The following is a 19,366-nucleotide window of genomic DNA, read 5'->3' on the forward strand; positions in this document are numbered from 1 at the left end:
TATAGACAATGATAACCCTTCTAATCGCTGATGATCATCCGCTGTATCGCGATGCACTAAGAGGCGCGTTGTCGTTGTCACTTCCAGCCTTAACCCTCAAAGAGGCGGGAGACCTTAACACTACAGTCGATATTCTCAACAACGAGGATATCGACTTATTGTTGCTTGATTTGCACATGCCGGGTAGCAATGATTTGTTTGGCTTGCTGCATATTCGAAAACTCTTTCCCGAACTTCCTGTTGCCGTAGTCTCTGGCACAGAAGACACCACACTTATTTCAAAGATTATTAGCGTGGGCGCGCTAGGGTTCATCCCAAAAACTGCCAGTGCGCAAGATATTGCAAACGCCGTAGAAGCAATTTTAGATGGCGATGTATGGCTACCTGATAATTTAAGTGAAAACGTTGATGAGGTAAACGAAGAGTTCTCAGAGTTGGCGGACAAAGTAGCATCGCTTACGCCCTCGCAATACAAAGTGCTTTGCTATATGCGAGACGGTCTGCTAAACAAGCAAATAGGATTTAACTTAGATATAGCCGAAGCTACTGTTAAAGCCCACGTAACGGCGATTTTCAAAAAGTTAGGTATAAACAACCGCACGCAAGCAGTACTTATTGCTTCACAACTTGAACTGGAGCCACCCGTTCAGTAGCGTCAAACTGCTTCATCGCTTGTGACGAAGAAAACTCAGGTAAAAACTTTTCTAATGCCAGGCGGCTCTGTTCACTTAGCAGTGGATTGCTAATCTCAATGACGGTTCGCCCTTCAATCAGTGCCATTCCCTCTCTGAAGTTTTCATGAGCTAACAGTAGTTCTTGAAACTTACCTGTCTCGAACAGTATGAGCAAGCCCTCAGCAATGCGCCCGGCAAGCGATTGATTGTCGCTTCCTACAAAGAAAAAGATAGGGCTTGGATATGAAATGATAAGGTGATCATCGATAGTCAGACCGCGTGAGAGCGCCTTATCAGCGAGTTCTTCTTTAATTTCCATAACACTTCTTGGAAACATATCAGCAAAGCCTTCAGAGACAATGCGAAATGAAGCTCGATAAGTCGTTTCTAGAACAGGAATGTCGTTTGCGCGAAATATCTTCGTATCGGGCCAGTCGTAGCCCAAAACCGCGCGGTATGCTCGTAACGCGTTTAATGACTTTACTTCTTTAAGTCGCGTATCGCCTTCTCTGACCAGCAGTGCACGCTTACCAAAAAGACCTGCCATAATGGGAATGCGAATGGGCAGGAACTGACGTTCACGCTCTGTCGAGGTAACGCTCCACGTCACGTCTAGCATGTTGTGTTCAAGGCTGCGTAGTTGACGTTCTTGCGCCGTTTCTTGGTCGCTGACAATCAGTTCAAAAGAACCGTATTGAGGTTCAGTAACGCGCAGTGATTCTGTGAGAAGACGTTTAGCGTAGGCGTATACGGCGTCTCGTCCAGGATGAATATTTGGCAAGCGGAGAACGGTGTGGGGTAAGTCAGTACTTACCTCATTTATGTTTTGCTGCTGAGCATGAGCACTCAATAGTGTAAATACACTCAACAGTAAAGCGGCAACACTTAGGGCTTTTTTCGTAACGTCCATATTTTGTATTTCATGCACTAAACGCATGCCTTACTGCAAGTTGCCGCAGGTATTAACGTTGAATAACCATTGGCAAACTTGTATTGCTAGTCTTTCCCCGTCAGCAAAAAGTCGTGTTCGGGGTCTACAATAAATTGACCACTCATCGCTTCTCTTCCGAGCAGCATCAAATAGGTCATTTCAGAGCGGTCCGTTAGGGTTAACTGAATATCCCACTGGTACCCGTCCATTATTATAGGCGTAATTATAACATAGCGCTTCTCAAGTGTAGCCGTTGAGCTTTTTACGCGTTTTTGTCCTTCTACACGTGCTTCTCTTCGAACCACGCGTTCAACGTTGTGAATGTCCGGATGAATATCAAATTTAATCCATAATTCACCGTCTTGATCAAACTCTTCAATGTTATCAACGTGGAGTGAAGACGTTGCCGCCCCTGTATCAACGCGTACGTTCAAATCAGAGATGGCGAGTTTGGGTAAATCGCACAGCTCTACCGCACCAACAATTTTTTTATTGTTCATCAGTTTTTCTACCAATTTTATAAAACAGGACCCTGTTCTGGTGGCAATAAATTGTCTTGTAATAATTCTACGTGTTCTGCAACAGTATCAGGCTCTGAAAAGTATGCTATGTGGTATACCGCTTCACCTTCTTGGGTAAGCGGAATATTTTGTTTACCAATTACAACACCTTCTGCAGGGCTTTCAAGGCTGTCTAAATAATTGCCAAACGGATCAGCAATAATGGCCAGTTTGTCACCTTTCTCAACATGGTCACCTAGCTGCGCTAAATGCGTCACAAAGCCACTTTCTGGCGCTCGAACCCATCCACTTTGGCGCGCTATAAAACGCTCGATACTGTGGCCCTTGCTTCGGCTTTTATTCAGCATGCCCAAATGACGCATGGTATTAATAATGCCTCTTACGCCGGCACGAATAGAAAACTCGTCATAACGTAACGCTTGGCCTGCTTCGTAAAGCAGAATTTTAACGCCACTTTCACTGGCCGATTCGCGCAAAGAGCCATCGCGTAACTCTGCGTTAAGTAGTACAGGTACGCCAAACGCTTTTGCCATTTCCAGTACTTCTGGGTCGTCTAAGTCAGCGCGAATCTGTGGCAAGTTACTACGGTGTATAGCGCCGGTGTGAAGGTCAATGCCGACATCGCACTTACTTACCACTTCTTTGAAAAACAAGTTGGCTAACCTTCCGGCAAGCGAACCTTTTTTACTCCCTGGAAAACTGCGGTTCAAATCGCGTCTATCGGGTAAATAACGAGACTGGTTTAGTACGCCGTACACATTAACCATAGGCACCGCGATAAGGGTTCCTCTTAGGCGTTCGATCGCTTTTGAGCGGATAAGTCTGCCTACTATTTCGATGCCATTTAATTCGTCACCGTGAATGGCTGCGCTGACGAACATAATGGGACCTGGTCGCTTTCCTCGTTTAACGTAAACCGGAATGCTCATATTGGTGGCCGTGTACAACGGCGGCATTTCTAACTCAATCTTTTTTGTTTCGCCAGGAGCAATGTTTTCACCCCCAATTCTTAAAACATCATTTACCACTAACGTTTTCCTATATTTACGTTATTGCATAGCAAAGGTTAAAGGGCGCTAGCCCTTTCCACGGGTTTTTGTTTTGTGCGGCTCTGCGCTTTTTTCAATGAACTCGATGATCATACTGGCGACATCCTTATTGGTCGCTTTCTCAATGCCTTCAAGGCCCGGCGAAGAGTTTACTTCCATAACGACTGGACCGTTGATCGAACGAAGAATATCTACGCCACAACAATTTAGTCCCATCGTTTTAGCCGCATCTACCGCTGTTTTGCGTTCCGCTGGACTTAGACGAACTAAACTTGCCTGACCGCCACGGTGAAGGTTAGAGCGGAATTCCCCAGGTGCTGCTTGGCGCTTCATCGCTGCTACAACTTTTCCACCTACCACGAAGCAACGAATATCTGCACCGCCCGCTTCTTTAATGAATTCTTGTACTAAAATACTGGCGTTAAGACCCATAAAGGCTTCAATGATCGACTCTGCCGCTTTTTGCGTGTCTGCCAATACCACGCCAATACCTTGCGTGCCTTCAAGCAACTTAATAACCACTGGGGCGCCGCCAACCGTCTTAATAACATCGTCGATTTTATCAGGGTGGTGTGCGAAGCCTGTTCTCGGCATACCTATGCCTTTACGTGATAAAAGCTGCAACGAACGCAATTTATCTCGAGAGCGGCTGATAGCAACCGACTCGTTAAGGCTGTATGTGCCCATCATTTCAAATTGGCGAACGACCGATGTGCCGTAAAAGCTAACCGATGCGCCAATTCGCGGGATCACTGCATCGTAATAGGGTAGTCGCTTACCGTTATAGCGAACCGACGGTCGCGCACTGGTGATATCCATGTAGCAGTGCATGGTATCGATAACGTCAACCTGATGCCCGCGAGCCTGCCCAGCTTCGACTAAGCGTGAAGTAGAGTAAAGACGAGGATTTCTAGAAAGAATTGCAATGCGCATTATAAAAAAGCCTGTAGTTTGTGTTTTATTTTGTCGTTTTATCGACCAATCTACTACCACGTTAGAACGTGATTGTTAAATAGACAAGTCATTTTTGCGCGCATACTAATGTAAGTGTTCGGGGGTGTCTTACGAATAATTCTTGTTGTGTCGATTGCTTTTAATGCATGAACTTGACTGTTTTTCACGTTAGCATTAGAGCGCGTCGGCCTTTTTAACGTAAAATCAGAATTTAAGGTCAGTCTGCTTAACGAAAAAATGTAAGGATTTGGGTTAATGAATGAGTGGTGGCATGGGTTTTTGGCGTGGTTAACTCAGTACCAGTCAAATGTCGTGTGGAGTGGTTTGGTTTTACTAATTTATTTGGCGATGTCTCGTAAGTTGCTGCCAAAATTAGAAACCAACATCGTAAAGTCAAAGCTAAAATCAAATAGTGCTATTAAAGGACTTTTTGCTGCACGGGTTATTGTCGCTACAGTATCGTTAGCCTTGTTGTTGCTAGCATGGGGGATCGATTTTTCTGGGCTCTTAGTGCTTTCCACTTCTATCATCACGGTAACCGGTGTTGCGCTTTTTGCTAGTTGGTCACTCATCAGTAACATCACTGCGTACTTTATTTTGCTCACAAACGTAGCGTATCGCAGAGGTAATTATGTGCGCATTCTCGACGGCGATAACTTCATTGAAGGTGTGATTGCCGATGTAGGGCCGTTTAGCACGCGCTTGCTTACCGCTGAGCGTGAAACCCTCATGTATCCTAATAACCTAATTTTAACCCGTCCTGTTTTGCTAAACCCTAAAGAGAAGTGGGGAGCAATGGGAAAAGTGGTGGCAAAGTCGAGCGTAGAAACGCCGGTGGTCAAAATTGAAGAAAGTAAACCACACGACGAATTACTCTAGACGTCTTTCCTTAAACATATAGCGAAAAAACTGCAGCAAGCTACTAGCTACACGTTTTTCGCCTCCCTGATGTAGCGCGTCATACTTTGAAGTAGTGCGCGCAGTTTCGCTGGTTTTAGCGGTTTAGCTAAGAAGTTTACGCCTTGGGCTTTACACTGTGTAACTAAGCTTTCATCTGGTGTCGCCGTTATAAGCGCTGCTGGCACCACAATATTAAGTCGATGTCTTATCTCTTCAATCAAAGCTAGCCCATTTTTCTCGCTGTCATGACTGAGCTGATAATCCATGAGTAAGATTTGAGGCTGAATAGTCTCACAGACTTTCAACGCGTCATCCCAATTGTTCGCAAGCACCACATTGATTCCCCATTTCTGTAATAGGGTCTGCATGGCATCTAAGTTCTCTCTTTGATCGTCCACGCAAAGCACGTCCATGCCTGTAAATGTTGTACTGCGGGGCTTTGCTGTAACGTTGGATACCTGTTTTGGCTCAGCTTTATCCAAGCTAAACGCAAAGCAGCTGCCTTTGCCGATTTTCGAGGTAACACTAATATCGCTGTTCAACTGCAGACTTAAACGTCGTACAACCCCCAAGCCAAGACCTATACCGTGTTCCTTGCTTTCGTTTGCGCGGAAAAAGTCACCAAAAATGCTGTCTTTTTTATCGGTAGATATGCCAATACCTGTGTCGATAACTTTGAAATAAACGGTGTCTTTGACAGGCTTGATAATGAACAAGACGCGTCCACTTTCAGTGTATTTCACCGCATTTGAAAGCAAGTTTTGCGTTATTCGGTATAAGTACGTTTTGTCAGCTTTTACCCAGCACGGGCGTATAATCGCTTTAAAACCAAGTCCTTTTTCCCGCGCGCGCATCGCCATTTCGTCCACAAGTGGTGACAGCAGGGTCCTTACATCAATAGGCTCAATATCGGGTTTCATTTCACCTTGATCTAAGCGTGCAATATCCAGCAAAGTGCCAATGAGTGTTTCGCTAGACGTCACGCTATGGCTAAGCTTTTGAATAATGGCTAGCGCTGACTCAGTCAGTTCTTGTTCTTCAAGGGCGCTCACGTAGAGCTTGGCCGCATTTAGCGGCTGCAAAACATCATGGCTTGCGAGCGCCAAGAAGCGGGTTTTACTGGCATTGGCATCTTCTGCAGCCTTTCGTGCCCTTATCAGTTCTTTCTCGGCATCAGAGCGCCGTTCTATTTCAAGTCGAAGCTCGGCGTTTATGGAGTGTACTTCTTCAGTGCGCTTCTTAATACGAGCCTCAAGGTCAATGTTTGATTCTTCAAGCGCTTGCTGTATTTCCACGTGTCCGGTGATGTCGTTGAAACTTGTTACGAAGCCTCCGCCAGGTAAAGGATTACCTACCATCTCAATAACCCGTCCATCCATTCGTTGTCGTGTGAAGCGATGGGGCATACCAGAGCGCAAATGAGCCAGCCTTTTTTCTACTTCACCGTCTACGTTATCTGTGCCGAACTCACCTTGTGAAGCGTTATACCGAATAAGCTTTTCTATAGGCGTACCTACTGCCAACAAGTTATCAGGGTAAGGGTAGAGGTTGGCATAGCGTTTATTCCACGCTACCAAATTTAAGTGTTTATCGACTACGCTAATGCCTTGGTCCATGTTTTCAAGTGACGTGAGTAGTGCAGTCATATTAAATTGCATGGCTTGCGTTGTGTCATCGAAGAAGTTGATAACCTCGGTAAAGTCCATCTTCTTACCACGCAATGCGCTGTCTAGCAGTACTTTGGCACTCGATGCGCCAATAACGCCACCCAAGGCGCGTTCGCAAAATGATAAAAACGACTCATTCGGCGTATCGTCGTGCTTTAATTGGCAATTATTGAGTTGCTGATATTGTTCCAACAATTGTTCACAACGACCGGATCCCATAAAGGTCGACAATAGCGTTATAAGATCGGAGACGGTCACGTTAGTTGCCTGCGCTTTAACGGTATTGTTAGTGGAAATGGCAGGAGACACAAAGGCTTCAGCTTGCATTCTGTCGATAAGACGCTGCGGTGCAAAGTGTGAAAAGAGTATGTAAACAAAGCTGTTTGCCGCTAAGCTAATCATAGCGCCTTGGCTAATGAGTTCGTTTTGTTCCATTTGTGAAACTTGCTCGCTCACAATGGGAAGTACAAGCCACAAAACCCAAATCACTAATCCCACCATTAGCCCTGCGTAAACCCCGTGCGCATGCGCGCGCTTCCAGTAAAGTCCGCCAACAATGGCTGGCATAAGCTGGATAACTAACGAGAACGCAATAAGCCCAATTGAATGAAGCGAGCGGCTGCTGGTCATTTGCTGGTGGTACAAAAACGCCATAAGCAAGATAAACGCGATGACGATACGGCGAATAAGCCTGATTTTGCTCGACACGTCCTGTTTGTCATCGGTATTGCCTGTAAATGCAAGAAAACGCGGCAGAATCACATCGTTGGTGAGCATAGTACTCAGTGTGAGTGTTGCCACAATGATCATAGCTGTTGCGGCAGAGAGCCCGCCTACAAAAACAATCACTTGAAGAAGAACTGACTCTGAAAATACAGCCAGCGACAGTACGTAAGAGTCGGGCTCGATATTAGCGCCAGCAAAAATGGCTTTGCCTGCAATGGCGATAATAGGAATTACCGCTGAAATGATGGTCAGGTAGAGAGGGAATAACCACCTTGCCGTGCGCAGATGACCAAGGCTTAGGTTATCAATAATGGCAACGTGAAACTGCCTAGGCAAACAAACAATGGCCGCTGCCGCCATGATAGTTTGAGCGATGAAAGTAAACGAACCAAACTGCGCCAAGGCTATTTCATTGGTGAAACTTTCGAAGAATGGACCAGACTGGGTGCGCTTCCACGCACTATAACCAACAATGGCAACCAGCACTAACGCCAGCAATTTAATGGTCGACTCGAAGGCGATAGCCAGCATCAAGCCCCGTCGGTATTCGGTGACGTCCGTTTGCCGGGTACCGAAATATATTGCGAATGCCGCGATGAAGCCAGTGGCGGCAATAATAATGCCGTTGCTGTTAGGCTGCTGAGTAAGAAGTTGGAAAGTAGCGCCCACTGCTTTTAGTTGAAGCGCGATATAAGGAATAGTGGCAAGGAGCGCGATAAGCGTAACTACCAAAGCTACGGTTTGGCGCTTTCCATAGCGCGACGCGATGAAGTCGGAAATGGTAGTGATGTGTTGCTTCTTGCTGACGAGGGTTAACTTGTAAATAAACTTATAACCCAAGACGTAAACGAGAATAGGCCCAAGCATGATTGGCAGGTAAATCCAGGTGTCTCTACTTGCTTGGCCTACCATGCCGAAAAAAGTCCATGCGGTACAATAAATAGCGAGGGCCAGCGAATATATAGCGGGATGTGACGTTAGTGCTCTAGCGGTGGGCGAGTTCTTTTCACCCCAACTCGCCAGTGAAAACAGCAAGAAGAGGTACAGTACTGCAAGTGTTACCCAACCAAAAACCATAACGTTCCTTTTAACTTAGTTTTAACAATGCTGTCGCTATTATAATCATTTCGACCATGGTCTACCTACGACCATGGTCTCATTTTGAATTTTTAAAGGCAGGTCTAGAGTAATACGCGAGCTCCTAAATGCTTGACTTTGCTGCTTGTGATTGTCTTTCCTCAACCACGTAACACGCAGCAATAACGTTAACAAAGCCGGGCGTTAGGAATATGTAAAATCATAACAATCAATTAACCTGACATGAGGGTGAAACAATGGCATTTAGAAACGAAGAGGACAAAAAAGCGTATTGGAGGGAGAATCTCGCTCTTCTCGCCAAGCTTTTAGTCGTTTGGTTTATCGTATCATTCGGTGCCGGCATTATTTTTGTCGATATCTTAAATGAAATCCAATTTTTTGGCTTTAAATTAGGCTTCTGGTTTGCGCAGCAGGGCGCAATTTACGTATTTGTTGCATTGATCTTTGTCTACATGGCGAAGATGAACGCCATGGACAAACGCTACGGCGTAGATGAGGAGTAAATCATGGACGTTCAAACTTTAACGTTTATTATCGTTGGCGCATCGTTTGCGCTTTATATCGCTATCGCTATTTGGGCTCGCGCAGGCTCAACTAACGATTTTTACGTTGCAGGTGGCGGTGTACCTCCCGTTATGAATGGGATGGCAACGGCAGCAGATTGGATGTCGGCAGCCTCGTTCATTTCAATGGCGGGTCTTATCTCATTTATGGGGTATGACGGTGCAGTATATCTAATGGGGTGGACAGGTGGTTATGTTCTACTTGCGCTTTGTTTAGCTCCCTATTTACGTAAATTTGGCAAATTCACGGTACCTGACTTCATTGGGGATCGTTATTACTCACAAACCGCGCGTACGGTTGCTGTATTTTGTGCAATCTTCGTTTGCTTTACATACGTTGCAGGTCAAATGCGTGGCGTAGGTGTGGTATTCAGCCGCTTCTTAGAGGTTGATATTGTGTCTGGCGTGGTTATCGGTATGGTTATCGTGTTCTTCTACACCGTACTTGGCGGTATGAAAGGTATTACTTACACGCAAGTTGCACAGTATTGTGTAATGATTTTCGCCTACATTGTACCGGCGGTATTTATCTCTATGATGGTAACAGGACATATCCTGCCGCAAACCGGCTTTGGTGCAACCTTAGCAGACGGTTCGGGGGTGCATATGCTGCAGAAACTCGATAATTTATCTGTCGAGTTAGGCTTTAACGAATACACCTCAGGAACAAAAAGTACCATTGATGTATTCTTTATCACCTTTGCGTTAATGGTAGGTACAGCGGGTCTTCCACACGTAATCGTTCGCTTCTTCACTGTGCCTAAAGTTCACGATGCGCGTAAATCTGCAGGCTATGCACTAGCGTTTATCGCAATTCTATATACCACAGCACCGTCACTAGCAGCGTTTGCCCGTGTGAATATGATCGAAACCATTAATGGACCTGAAATGACGGGAACTAGCTATGAAGAAGCGCCGTCGTGGATTAAAAACTGGGAACAAACTGGCCTTATCTCATATGAAGATAAGAACGGTGATGGCAAGATGTTCTATTCGGGTGACGAGCGCAACGAAATGAAAGTTGACCGCGATATCATGGTATTGGCTAATCCTGAAATTGCGAACTTACCTGCGTGGGTTATTGCACTCGTTGCAGCGGGTGGTGTGGCAGCAGCATTGTCAACGTCCGCAGGCTTGCTGCTGGTTATTTCAACCTCTGTTTCCCATGATTTACTGAAACGAAACTTTATGCCAAGCATTACCGATAAAGCCGAGCTCATGTATGCGCGACTTGCTGCTGGGGTGGCCATTGTCATAGCAGGTTACTTCGGTATCAATCCGCCAGGCTTTGTTGCACAGGTGGTGGCATTTGCCTTCGGCTTAGCGGCGTCGAGTTTCTTCCCGGCAATTATTATGGGTATCTTCAGCAAGCGCATGAACGATAAAGGTGCTATTGCTGGTATGATTTCAGGTATTGCCTTCACTGCGGCTTATATTATTTACTTCAAATTTGTAAACCCAGCGGCCAATACGCCTGACAACTGGTGGTTTGGTATTTCTCCTGAAGGTATTGGTACCTTAGGTATGATGGTGAACTTCATTGTGGCTTTCCTTGTGTTCAAAGCAACAGATGAAGCGCCAGAAGAAATCCAAGAACTGGTTGAAAGCATTCGTTATCCTAAAGGAGCGGGTGAAGCATCAGCGCACTAAACTAATGTTGCCTTAAGATAGGCTTTAGCAAAATAAAACCAATCTACTGGCGAAAGTGAGTAGGTTGGTTTTTTCTTTTTGTGAACTGGACATTCCCTATGACTGCGATGGCTAAACAAGTTGAAGACTTTCTCAACACATCAGCACCTTTTGACGTGCTGGATAAAGAGCAAAAGCTTGAGCTAGTAAAACATACTGAATTGATTTACCTGACAGCGGATAATGTGGGCGACCTGCAAAAGGGCAAATCGTCACTTTTTCTTATTCAAAATGGACAGTTTTCCGTCCAAGATTCAGATGCCCCTTTACGCCATTTAAGTGAGGGCGACTACTTCGGCTACACCAATATAATGGAAAAACGTAATTTTTCATTAAGCATCAGTGTAGACAGTCCAGGTCTGGTTTACTGTTTTGAAGCGTCTGCTGTTACCCCGTTATTTGAACTGCCAGCAATTCGAAATTTTTTTGATGGGCTGCGCAATAATGCCCTTCAAAACCATGCTATTTCCGATAGTAACTCCATGTGGCTTTATAAAGGGCTTGAGGATGTTATTAATAAGTCTCCCGTGTCGGTGGACGTAGAAACGTCAATAACAGTGGCGGCGCAGATCATGACGAATCAAAAGGTATCGTCATTACTGGTTACACGAGAAGATAAGCTTATTGGCATTATCACCGACCGAGACTTACGTTCAAGAGTGGTTGCCGCCTCTCTCGATATTCATCTTCCAGTCAGCCATGTAATGACGCCTAATCCTGCGCAGATAATGGGAAATAGAACGCTATTTGATGCCTTGGCGCTTATGACCGAAAGGAACATTCATCACCTCCCCGTTATCGATCAGCAAACCCTTGTGCCATTGGGTATGGTGACAGCCAGCGATATTATTCGTCATCAGCGTGGTAACGTTCTTTTTATTATTGGAGAGCTAAGCAAAGCGGAAAACCTTTACGAATTAACACGGCTATCCTGGCAATTGCCGCATTATTTCTCTGCTCATGCGAAAAAAGCAGGGGACTATGACATTGCTGGCAAAATTTTATCTCAAGCTACCGATATTATGACAAGAAAGCTTATTGGCTTTTTCCAACAGGCTAACGGGAAAGCCCCCATTATGTTTGCGTGGCTTGTTTATGGATCACAGGCAAGAGAAGATCAGACGATGGGTTCGGATCAAGACAATGGACTGCTTCTTGCTGAGCGGCCAAGCGAAGCGCAAGCCGAATATTTCGCAAAAATGGCTGATTATGTGTGTAACGGTTTGGCCAAATGCGGCATTAAACTGTGCGATGGTAATATTATGGCGAGCAATCCTAAACTTAGACTCTCGCTTGAAGAAGCCATTGAAGAAGCTAAGCGATGGGTAAAAGCACCAACTAAAGATGCGATTATGCACTTTAATATTTTTCTTGATGTTCGCTGCGCAGCCGGGGATATAAGTTTATTTAAGCAGTTGCAGCGTCAAAGGGCCCCCTTGATGAAGCAAAATATGTTCTTAGCAGCGCTTACGAGAAATAGTAACGAAATATCGGTTCCGCTTTCCATGTTTCAAAAGTTCATTTATGAAAAAGGCCGTAAAGAGAAGGACGTGATCGACCTTAAAACCCGAGCCGTGGCCTTAATCAACAATATCGCCCGCATATACGCGCTAGCTGATGGCGTGACGTTGCCTAATACACTTGCCCGGTTAGACGCGCTATCGGAAAATTCACAGCTCTCAAAAAGAGATGCGACTAACCTACGTGATATTTGGCTATTTTTAAATCGTTTGCGTTGGCGTCATCAGTTGGAAAATAAAGTAACGGACAATCGTGTGTCGGTTTCAAGTTTATCATCGATAGAAAAGCATCAGCTAAAAGCCGCATTCAAGGCTATAGAACGAACCAATCAAGCAATGGTTATGAAGTTCTCTGGCGGCGTAAGTTAACCTCATGATAACGCGAATAATCGAAGCCTGTGCATCGGTACTGTTTGGGAAGCGTCAATTCAGAAAGTCATTACGTGATAAAACGTTGGGCGAAACCCCTTTGGCGTCTGTTGATTTAGAGCTCACATCGTTAGACCCTGTGACAACTCAAATTACATCGATTGGCTATGTAAGTGGTTCAGCTGGAAAAATTACGCTTTCCTCCAGTGGCTATCACGTTATTAATACGTCAGCGGACTTAGGACAAAGCCCTGTAATACACGGATTGACCTTAGGTATCTTGCAACAAGGCGAAGGCTTAGCAGACGCCATCAATTCATTGCTACCACTACTGAAGACACATGTTCTAATTTTTCACAATGCGCGATTAGATTTGATGGCGCTTGATAGTGCCTTCAAACGGTGTGGATTACCGCAGATGGAAGTGCTCTATGTTGATACGCTTCAGCTCGCACTTTATCAGTTAAACAAACAACATCAGGTGTTACCGAGTAATAGTGCAACGCTAACGGTTTGTAGGCAACGGTTAGACTTACCCGCGTTTCCTGAACACAACGCACTAGATGACGCGCTAGCGACAATGCAGTTGTTTTACGCCCAGCTAAATGAATTGGGAATTACTTTGGAGAATTCACTCGAGTCTCTGGCTCACACGAACGCTGTTGGCCGTTTTAAGCTGGGAGTACCGCACTAGCGTCTAAAACAAGGCAATACTAATTATAGCGCTTAGGCCTTAAGTTTTGTGGGATGACTCGGTGCATTTATTTTGCCAGCGCTTACCGCTGTCGGCGCCACGAGTTGATTCCGTCCAGAGGTTTTAGCCACATACAGATTTTTGTCTGCTTCTAACATGACGTAGTCGATAGTTTTATTGTCATCAGCATGCTTGACGGCTAAGCCTGCACTTAGCGTAACGCGCTCATACTCAGATGCCGCATGAGGAATATTCAGGTCATAAACCGTTCGCAATAAGCGCTCAGTGACGGCCTTCGCACCGTCTACATCGGTGTTAGGCAGAATAACCAAAAACTCTTCACCGCCAATTCTTACTAATTTGTCCATAGGTCGAAGTAGGGCGTCTTTGATCGTTTTACTGACCTTCCACAAACAGCTATCGCCATCTATATGACCATACATATCATTGAACAGTTTAAAGTGATCAACATCAAAAATAACCAAGGAGAGAGGAGTAACATTACGCAACCCATCTCTCACTAAACGGGGTAAATAGTCGTCTAAATAGTGGCGATTGTAGGCACCTGTTAACTTATCTACATAGATAAGCTTTTCGAGCAAATCGTTTCTAAGCTTGTGATTGATGTGTGATTTTACACGGTTGCGTAGGGTACAAGCGTTTACCTGCTTCACCACAAAGTCAACGCAGCCTGATTCCCAACATCTCGACTCTTCTTCATCACTTGACGAAGAGGTCACGAAAATAATAGGAATGTGAGCACACAACGGCTTTTGTCTTAACAATGCGGTGGTCTGATGCCCGTCTATTTCGGGCATTGAAACATCCATGAGGATTAGGTCAGGCGTATGGTACTTGCAATATTCAATTGCTTCTTTACCTGAGCCCACAGAGGCGCAGGCGACTGTGTCTTCAAGTAAAGTTTCCAGAACAAGTCTGCTGCTGGCTTGGTCGTCGACAATCAGTACTTTGCAATCTGCTAAAGTTCGGTCGCCAACTTGTTCAATATACACAAGTACTCCTAAACACAAAGGTGAGTGTTCAGGCTCAAGAGTACGCTTAATTTTAGAAAATGTGGATTAACCAAAAGTTTAATATTTAACCATTTGGTTCAATTTCATTCTTATCTTCTTATTCTATATCGTTTCTAAGAAAACAAATTAAACACTGCAAGACCAAATACGCCGAAGGTACACAGCGTGCCTATCATATAAAAATAGCTTCTTGGGCTTGGATTTTTTTCTGTAGCGATTGCGTAATACAGCCCCATATGAATGATGCGACTTAGCGCGTAAATCCAAACAAGTGCTGCAAGTATGCTGGTTGATGCGCCAAGAAAAATGCAAAGAAGAGCTGGGAGCGTAAACTGATGAATATTTTCGAGCGAATTGTGAAATGTTCTGTGGCTTCTGAATACGAAACTATCATGACTCAATTCCTCGCTGACTTTCCCTGGAATATAGCGAGACTGTTTTCTGTGAGCGATAGCGGCAACGATGTTTTGCACGAAAACGGTAAAGCTTATAAGCAAAAGGCCCGCAATACTATATGTGTAGACTGTGAACACGTGAACTCCTTTCTATATTCCTTGAATGGATTCAGACGACTGGTTAGATGACAACGAAGGCCTGTTTAAACATGCGCATGTTAAACCGGCCCGTGATCAATTGACTGTTTAACGTTTCTACGCCGAGACTTGTTGAAGAGATCGAAGCACATGCATAAATCGATGAACGAAAGCACTAATTTTTAGTGCTTTCGTTTTCAGCGCTTTTCGTTGCAAGAGGGATTACAGCGCCGCTTTAACATCGTTTGGAAGCAACACAGTATCGATCACGTGAATAACACCGTTACTCGTCATGATGTCGGCTTTGATCACATTTGCGTCGTTTATCATAACCTTATTCATATCAGTTGAAACCATTACCTTGCTTCCTTCGACGGTAGTGGCATCAGATAGCCCAGCTACATCTTTTGCTGTGACTTTACCCGTTACTACGTGATAAGTGAGAATTTTAACAAGGGTTTGCTTATTCTCAGGTTTCAATAGCATTTCAATGGTGCCTGCCGGGAGTGCAGCAAAAGCTTCATCGGTGGGAGCGAAAACAGTGAATGGCCCGTCTCCCTTTAGTGTAGTGACCAAGTCTGCAGACTTAACTGCGGTGACAAGTGTTGAGAACATGTCGTTGCTTGCTGCGGTGTCGACAATATCTTTATGTCCATCCCTCGCATGATGGCCAGCAACCGCTGAGGCACTCAATACAACTAAGAAGAACGCACTAATTAACTTTTTCATACTCTTTCCTATTACATTACGTTAAGTGAAATTCAACATCCTTCGTTTCGCCAACTACTGACCTACGCCACTGAAAGCTACTGAATTGAGAATTGTTACGGCACTTCAGGGAAATTTGATGATTAACTTTGTGTAATGCCAAGTCGCAATGTATGAGCACCTAAGGAAGCGAGTAAAATTATGCGTTGAACGAGCTTTAAACTGGGTTGTAAATAAAATGTAAATTCATGGCGCACTGCTATACTTAATCTATCGAGTAAATAAGAAAGGTGCCTATTATGAATGCTCGACTCGCTGTTCCTTTGTTGTTATGCATAGTGCTTGCCGCTTGCCAATCTACTGATAATCAGCATGTAAAAGCTGCGCCCACTTTGTTAAATGACAGTCTCTTTCCTTCCTATACGTTATTTCCCGTAGAGTCTTCAGATGAAATTTTTTACTTAGACGAAGACGCACAGTTTTTTGCCGAAAGGGCAGTTTACGAAAAAAGTATCCTGCAAAAGAATGTAAAAGGGTTAGTAAAAGCAATTTTCGATCATTCTGATCATGGGATGCTTTATCGTAACAGCGCAAATACAACGGCAAATACAACATTTAATAACCGAGCCGCGAACTGTCTGTCTCTTTCTATTATGACGTACGCTTTGGCAGAACACGTTGGACTCAATGCAACATTTTACGAGGTGGAAATTCCGGAATACTGGACACGACGAGAAGGGTATAGCTTACTGAATGGGCACATTAACCTTCGACTCTCATTGCCAAATGAAAGTCCTGTTGCAGCTGTGGGAGGAACATGGGCAGACGTTGATTTTGATCCACAAATGCTGCGAAATTACTTCCCAAGAAATGCCGTTTCCAAAAACAGAGTAATAGCAATGTATTACAACAACAAAGGAGCGGATGCCTTAGTAGCGAACAGCTACACTCGGGCTTATAGCTATTTTCGTGCAGCAGCAAAAGTCGCTCCCGAACTTCAGCAGAGCTGGGTGAACTTAGGTGTGCTTTATAGGATGGTGGATGAATATGAGCAGGCTGAAATGACATACAAACACGCACTATCGCTAAATGAAGAAAACTTAACCGCATGGGAAAATTTATCCATTCTTTACACTTATCAAGATAGAGATGACGAGGCTTTAAAAATAACGCAAATGGTAGAAGCTAAGCGGAAGCATAATCCATATTACCATTACATTTTAGGAGAACAGGCACTTGAGGCAGGTGATATTGCATTGGCAATAGTTCATTACGAAAGAGGACTAAGACTTGATAACGCGCGCCATGAGATTCTATTTGGGATGGCAAAGGCCTATCACGAGTTAGGTGATGTAAGTGAAGCTCAACGTTATCTAGAGCGAGCGGTCAGGTATTCGCCCAATGAGCAAGAAAAGCAACGCTATTCGTCAAAACTGGCAACGTTAGCAAACAGCTAAAAAAAAGCCGCAGACTAGCTGCGGCAAAAGAATAACACTACAAAAGGAACTTAATTTATATAACGCCCAGCTCACGAAGGCGCTCTTGCAGGTATGACCCTGCGGTATGACGTTCTGAAAGAACAACATCCGGTCTGGGGTGTAAGAACAGCGGCAATGAAATACGAGATTTCGTCATATCAGCACCATCTGGGTTTACAACCCTATGCGTAGTTGATGGGAAGTATCCGCCAGATGCTTCTTGAAGCATGTCGCCAATATTCACAATCAAGTTCCCGAAATCACAAGGAACTTCAATCCAACTACCGTCTTTAGCTTGTACTTGCAATCCTGGCTCGTTGGCTGCAGGCAAGATAGTAATCAAATTAATATCTTCGTGAGCAGCCGCGCGAATTGCGTCTACTTCTTCATCACCTTTTAGTGGTGGGTAGTGCAGTATACGTAGCAAGGTTTGATCAGAATCTTTGATCATGTCACCCAGCGGTTGACTGTACTTATCGCTCACCTCTGAAGGAGAATGTTTTTCTATCCAACCCAATAGCTCTTTCGCTAGTGTGTTTGCTTCCCCATAGTACTGGGAAATCTGCGGGTGTAGCGCTTCTGGACACTGACCCCACGGATAGAAGTGGTAATACTCTTTAATGTCTTTTTTCGTAAAGCCTTTGGCTACCTCAGATACGCTCTGAGGGAAAAATCCGTCTTGTTTACCCTTGTTGTACAGGTAATCGTTCTTCTCTTCACTGTCGAAGAAGCCCTGCCAATTGTCGTAAATACCTTGAACTAATGACTGTTGGATAGGGTGATTTTTTAAAACACCGAACCCTGTCTCGCGAAGTGACTTCACGAATTCTTCTTGTGCGTTTTCCGCTTGGTAATCAACAGCAACTAATTGCATAACTTTATCCCGTATATTTTGACTGCGGCATTATAAAGGTAGACGGGCTACAGAAAAAAGTCGCAGAAATTGACATAAATCAACCCCGCGAGGAATTTGCGCGTAATTTACAGAAACCTGACCAGTTAGTCTAGTAAAATCTTGACCAACTGGTCCAAATTAATGAAATTTAACCAAGAGAGAGGTAAAAGCCCGCTAGCGCGGCACTCATTAAGTTAGATAACGTTGCAGCAATAACAGCTTTTAACCCCAGTCTCGCAATTTCTTTCCTGCGTGTTGGTGCCATGGCACCAATTCCACCCATCAAAATAGCGATAGAAGAGAAGTTTGCAAAACCACAAAGTGCAAAGGTGATAATGGCCTGAGATGCTTCAGATAGCTGTGATTGGTTCTCTAGGAAGTTTAGGTAGGCAACAAATTCGTTAACTACCATTTTCTGACCAATAAAGCTGCCTGCAAGTTGCGCTTCCTCCCATGGTACGCCGATTGCCCATGCAAGAGGTTGAAGCACATAACCCAGGATCCCTTCAAACGTCACGTTTTCATAGCCAAATAATCCTGCTGTCCAGCCAATAAGGCCGTTAAACATGGCGATAAGTGCTATGAAAGCGAGTAGCATTGCACCTACGTTTAACGCAAGTTGCATGCCTGATGCAGCGCCACTGGCGGCTGCATCAAATACATTGGCGTAGCCGGTATCTTCCGCATCTACGTCATGTAAATCTTCATTTGGCTTACTGGTTTCTGGCAATATGATTTTTGCCATAAGTAAGCCACCTGGCGCAGCCATAAAGCTGGCTGCTAGCAAATACTTAAGATCTACCCCCATGCCTGCGTAGCCCGCCATTACTGAACCAGCAATTGACGCCAAACCACCCACCATAATGGCAAATAGCTCAGAGCTCGTCATGTGTGGAATAAAAGGGCGAACCACAAGAGGCGCTTCTGTTTGGCCCACAAAAATGTTGGCAGCAGAAGACATAGATTCAGGTCGGCTAGTTCCCAGCGCTTTCTGTAAGAAGCCACCGATAACCTTGATGATCAAACCCATTACTTTGAGGTGATAAAGAACGGCAATAAGCGCCGAGAAAAACACGATAACTGGAAGCACGTTAAAGGCAAAAATAAACGCGATCGACTTGTCGCCAATAGGACCGAACAAGAAATTAATGCCTTCTTGGCTATAAGCAATGATGTTGGCGACAAAACGCGTCGCGCTCAACAATACTTCTTTACCAGGTTCAGAATACAGGACAAACGCGCCAACGGATGCTTGAATAGCAAATGCGCCACCAACGGTGCGCCAATTTATATTGCGTTTCGCCGATGATAACGCGAAAGCAATACCCAGAAGGACTGCAATGCCCAGTAAACTCACCATAGT

The 19,366-nt window shown here is 44.7% G+C and carries 17 protein-coding genes; 7 read left to right on the forward strand and 10 right to left on the reverse strand.

Annotated features, from left to right (window positions below; genetic code table 11):
* Window positions 1-8: 8 nt before the first annotated feature.
* Window positions 9-653: a response regulator transcription factor gene (locus MHN02_RS10175; protein WP_014999658.1), complete on the forward strand. Its 645-nt coding sequence runs from the start codon at window positions 9-11 to the stop codon at window positions 651-653.
* Here the strand turns inward: MHN02_RS10175 and MHN02_RS10180 are convergent.
* The 4 genes from MHN02_RS10180 to rimK form a co-directional block, all read right to left on the reverse strand.
* Window positions 613-1,602: an amino acid ABC transporter substrate-binding protein gene (locus MHN02_RS10180; RefSeq protein ID WP_239245897.1), complete on the reverse strand. Its 990-nt coding sequence runs from the start codon at window positions 1,600-1,602 to the stop codon at window positions 613-615. The genes MHN02_RS10175 and MHN02_RS10180 overlap by 41 nt on opposite strands.
* 68 nt (window positions 1,603-1,670) lie before the next feature.
* Window positions 1,671-2,105, reverse strand: coding sequence for a RimK/LysX family protein (locus MHN02_RS10185; protein ID WP_014950822.1), 435 nt, complete (start codon window positions 2,103-2,105; stop codon window positions 1,671-1,673).
* A 17-nt stretch (window positions 2,106-2,122) separates the two neighbouring features.
* Window positions 2,123-3,154 carry a succinylglutamate desuccinylase/aspartoacylase family protein gene (locus MHN02_RS10190; RefSeq protein WP_014950821.1) on the reverse strand — a complete coding sequence of 344 codons (1,032 nt, stop codon included), beginning with the start codon at window positions 3,152-3,154 and terminating at the stop codon, window positions 2,123-2,125.
* A 48-nt stretch (window positions 3,155-3,202) separates the two neighbouring features.
* Window positions 3,203-4,108 carry a 30S ribosomal protein S6--L-glutamate ligase gene (gene rimK / locus MHN02_RS10195; RefSeq protein WP_239245900.1) on the reverse strand — a complete coding sequence of 302 codons (906 nt, stop codon included), beginning with the start codon at window positions 4,106-4,108 and terminating at the stop codon, window positions 3,203-3,205.
* 276 nt (window positions 4,109-4,384) lie between these two features.
* On the opposite strand from rimK, the gene MHN02_RS10200 reads away from it, so the two are divergent.
* A complete protein-coding gene (locus tag MHN02_RS10200; protein ID WP_014950819.1) occupies window positions 4,385-5,008 on the forward strand; it encodes a mechanosensitive ion channel family protein in 624 nt (207 codons plus the stop codon).
* Between the two features lie 47 nt (window positions 5,009-5,055).
* Here the strand turns inward: MHN02_RS10200 and MHN02_RS10205 are convergent, their stop codons facing one another.
* Entirely contained in the window at window positions 5,056-8,499 is a 3,444-nt protein-coding gene (locus tag MHN02_RS10205) for a PAS-domain containing protein (protein ID WP_239245902.1), read from the reverse strand.
* 257 nt (window positions 8,500-8,756) lie between these two features.
* On the opposite strand from MHN02_RS10205, the gene MHN02_RS10210 reads away from it, so the two are divergent.
* From MHN02_RS10210 to MHN02_RS10225, 4 genes are all read left to right on the forward strand, one after another.
* Window positions 8,757-9,023 (forward strand): DUF4212 domain-containing protein, encoded by a 267-nt coding sequence (locus MHN02_RS10210; protein ID WP_014950817.1) that lies wholly within the window; start codon window positions 8,757-8,759, stop codon window positions 9,021-9,023.
* Window positions 9,024-9,026: 3 nt separating this feature from the next.
* Entirely contained in the window at window positions 9,027-10,733 is a 1,707-nt protein-coding gene (locus MHN02_RS10215; RefSeq protein WP_239245904.1) for a sodium:solute symporter family protein, read from the forward strand.
* A gap of 98 nt (window positions 10,734-10,831) precedes the next feature.
* The gene (locus MHN02_RS10220) at window positions 10,832-12,661 is read left to right on the forward strand and encodes a putative nucleotidyltransferase substrate binding domain-containing protein (RefSeq protein WP_239245907.1); all 1,830 of its coding nucleotides are present in this window, start codon (window positions 10,832-10,834) and stop codon (window positions 12,659-12,661) included.
* 4 nt (window positions 12,662-12,665) lie between these two features.
* Window positions 12,666-13,355 carry a 3'-5' exonuclease gene (locus MHN02_RS10225; protein ID WP_239245909.1) on the forward strand — a complete coding sequence of 230 codons (690 nt, stop codon included), beginning with the start codon at window positions 12,666-12,668 and terminating at the stop codon, window positions 13,353-13,355.
* 32 nt (window positions 13,356-13,387) lie between these two features.
* On the opposite strand, the gene MHN02_RS10230 is transcribed toward MHN02_RS10225, so the two are convergent.
* From MHN02_RS10230 to MHN02_RS10240, 3 genes are all read right to left on the reverse strand, one after another.
* The gene (locus MHN02_RS10230) at window positions 13,388-14,368 is read right to left on the reverse strand and encodes a diguanylate cyclase (RefSeq protein ID WP_239245911.1); all 981 of its coding nucleotides are present in this window, start codon (window positions 14,366-14,368) and stop codon (window positions 13,388-13,390) included.
* A 134-nt stretch (window positions 14,369-14,502) separates the two neighbouring features.
* Window positions 14,503-14,922, reverse strand: coding sequence for an MAPEG family protein (locus MHN02_RS10235; protein ID WP_014950813.1), 420 nt, complete (start codon window positions 14,920-14,922; stop codon window positions 14,503-14,505).
* 222 nt (window positions 14,923-15,144) lie between these two features.
* Entirely contained in the window at window positions 15,145-15,651 is a 507-nt protein-coding gene (locus tag MHN02_RS10240) for a fasciclin domain-containing protein (RefSeq protein ID WP_239245913.1), read from the reverse strand.
* A gap of 278 nt (window positions 15,652-15,929) precedes the next feature.
* Here MHN02_RS10240 and MHN02_RS10245 point away from each other — a divergent pair, with 278 nt between their 5' ends.
* Complete coding sequence (locus tag MHN02_RS10245) at window positions 15,930-17,087, forward strand: tetratricopeptide repeat protein (protein WP_239245915.1); 1,158 nt, start codon at window positions 15,930-15,932, stop codon at window positions 17,085-17,087.
* Window positions 17,088-17,142: 55 nt separating this feature from the next.
* Here the strand turns inward: MHN02_RS10245 and MHN02_RS10250 are convergent, their stop codons facing one another.
* Window positions 17,143-17,982, reverse strand: a complete 840-nt coding sequence (locus MHN02_RS10250; RefSeq protein ID WP_014950810.1) for a 2OG-Fe(II) oxygenase family protein — start codon at window positions 17,980-17,982, stop codon at window positions 17,143-17,145.
* 169 nt (window positions 17,983-18,151) lie between these two features.
* On the reverse strand, window positions 18,152-19,363 hold the full coding sequence (locus MHN02_RS10255) for a NupC/NupG family nucleoside CNT transporter (RefSeq protein ID WP_239245917.1): 1,212 nt from the start codon (window positions 19,361-19,363) through the stop codon (window positions 18,152-18,154).
* Window positions 19,364-19,366: the final 3 nt, after the last annotated feature.

The sequence above is a fragment of the Alteromonas sp. CNT1-28 genome (genome assembly GCF_022348345.1).
GTDB lineage: Bacteria > Pseudomonadota > Gammaproteobacteria > Enterobacterales > Alteromonadaceae > Alteromonas > Alteromonas macleodii.

What these genes read in the sequence shown, in the direction of transcription:
- MHN02_RS10175 (WP_014999658.1), top strand. Translation starts at nt 9, where the DNA reads ATGATAACCCTTCTAATCGCTGATGATCATCCGCTGTATCGCGATGCA.
- MHN02_RS10185 (WP_014950822.1), bottom strand. Translation starts at nt 2,105, where the DNA reads ATGAACAATAAAAAAATTGTTGGTGCGGTAGAGCTGTGCGATTTACCC.
- rimK (WP_239245900.1), bottom strand. Translation starts at nt 4,108, where the DNA reads ATGCGCATTGCAATTCTTTCTAGAAATCCTCGTCTTTACTCTACTTCA.
- MHN02_RS10200 (WP_014950819.1), top strand. Translation starts at nt 4,385, where the DNA reads ATGAATGAGTGGTGGCATGGGTTTTTGGCGTGGTTAACTCAGTACCAG.
- MHN02_RS10205 (WP_239245902.1), bottom strand. Translation starts at nt 8,499, where the DNA reads ATGGTTTTTGGTTGGGTAACACTTGCAGTACTGTACCTCTTCTTGCTG.
- MHN02_RS10210 (WP_014950817.1), top strand. Translation starts at nt 8,757, where the DNA reads ATGGCATTTAGAAACGAAGAGGACAAAAAAGCGTATTGGAGGGAGAAT.
- MHN02_RS10215 (WP_239245904.1), top strand. Translation starts at nt 9,027, where the DNA reads ATGGACGTTCAAACTTTAACGTTTATTATCGTTGGCGCATCGTTTGCG.
- MHN02_RS10220 (WP_239245907.1), top strand. Translation starts at nt 10,832, where the DNA reads ATGACTGCGATGGCTAAACAAGTTGAAGACTTTCTCAACACATCAGCA.
- MHN02_RS10225 (WP_239245909.1), top strand. Translation starts at nt 12,666, where the DNA reads ATGATAACGCGAATAATCGAAGCCTGTGCATCGGTACTGTTTGGGAAG.
- MHN02_RS10240 (WP_239245913.1), bottom strand. Translation starts at nt 15,651, where the DNA reads ATGAAAAAGTTAATTAGTGCGTTCTTCTTAGTTGTATTGAGTGCCTCA.
- MHN02_RS10245 (WP_239245915.1), top strand. Translation starts at nt 15,930, where the DNA reads ATGAATGCTCGACTCGCTGTTCCTTTGTTGTTATGCATAGTGCTTGCC.
- MHN02_RS10250 (WP_014950810.1), bottom strand. Translation starts at nt 17,982, where the DNA reads ATGCAATTAGTTGCTGTTGATTACCAAGCGGAAAACGCACAAGAAGAA.
- MHN02_RS10255 (WP_239245917.1), bottom strand. Translation starts at nt 19,363, where the DNA reads ATGGTGAGTTTACTGGGCATTGCAGTCCTTCTGGGTATTGCTTTCGCG.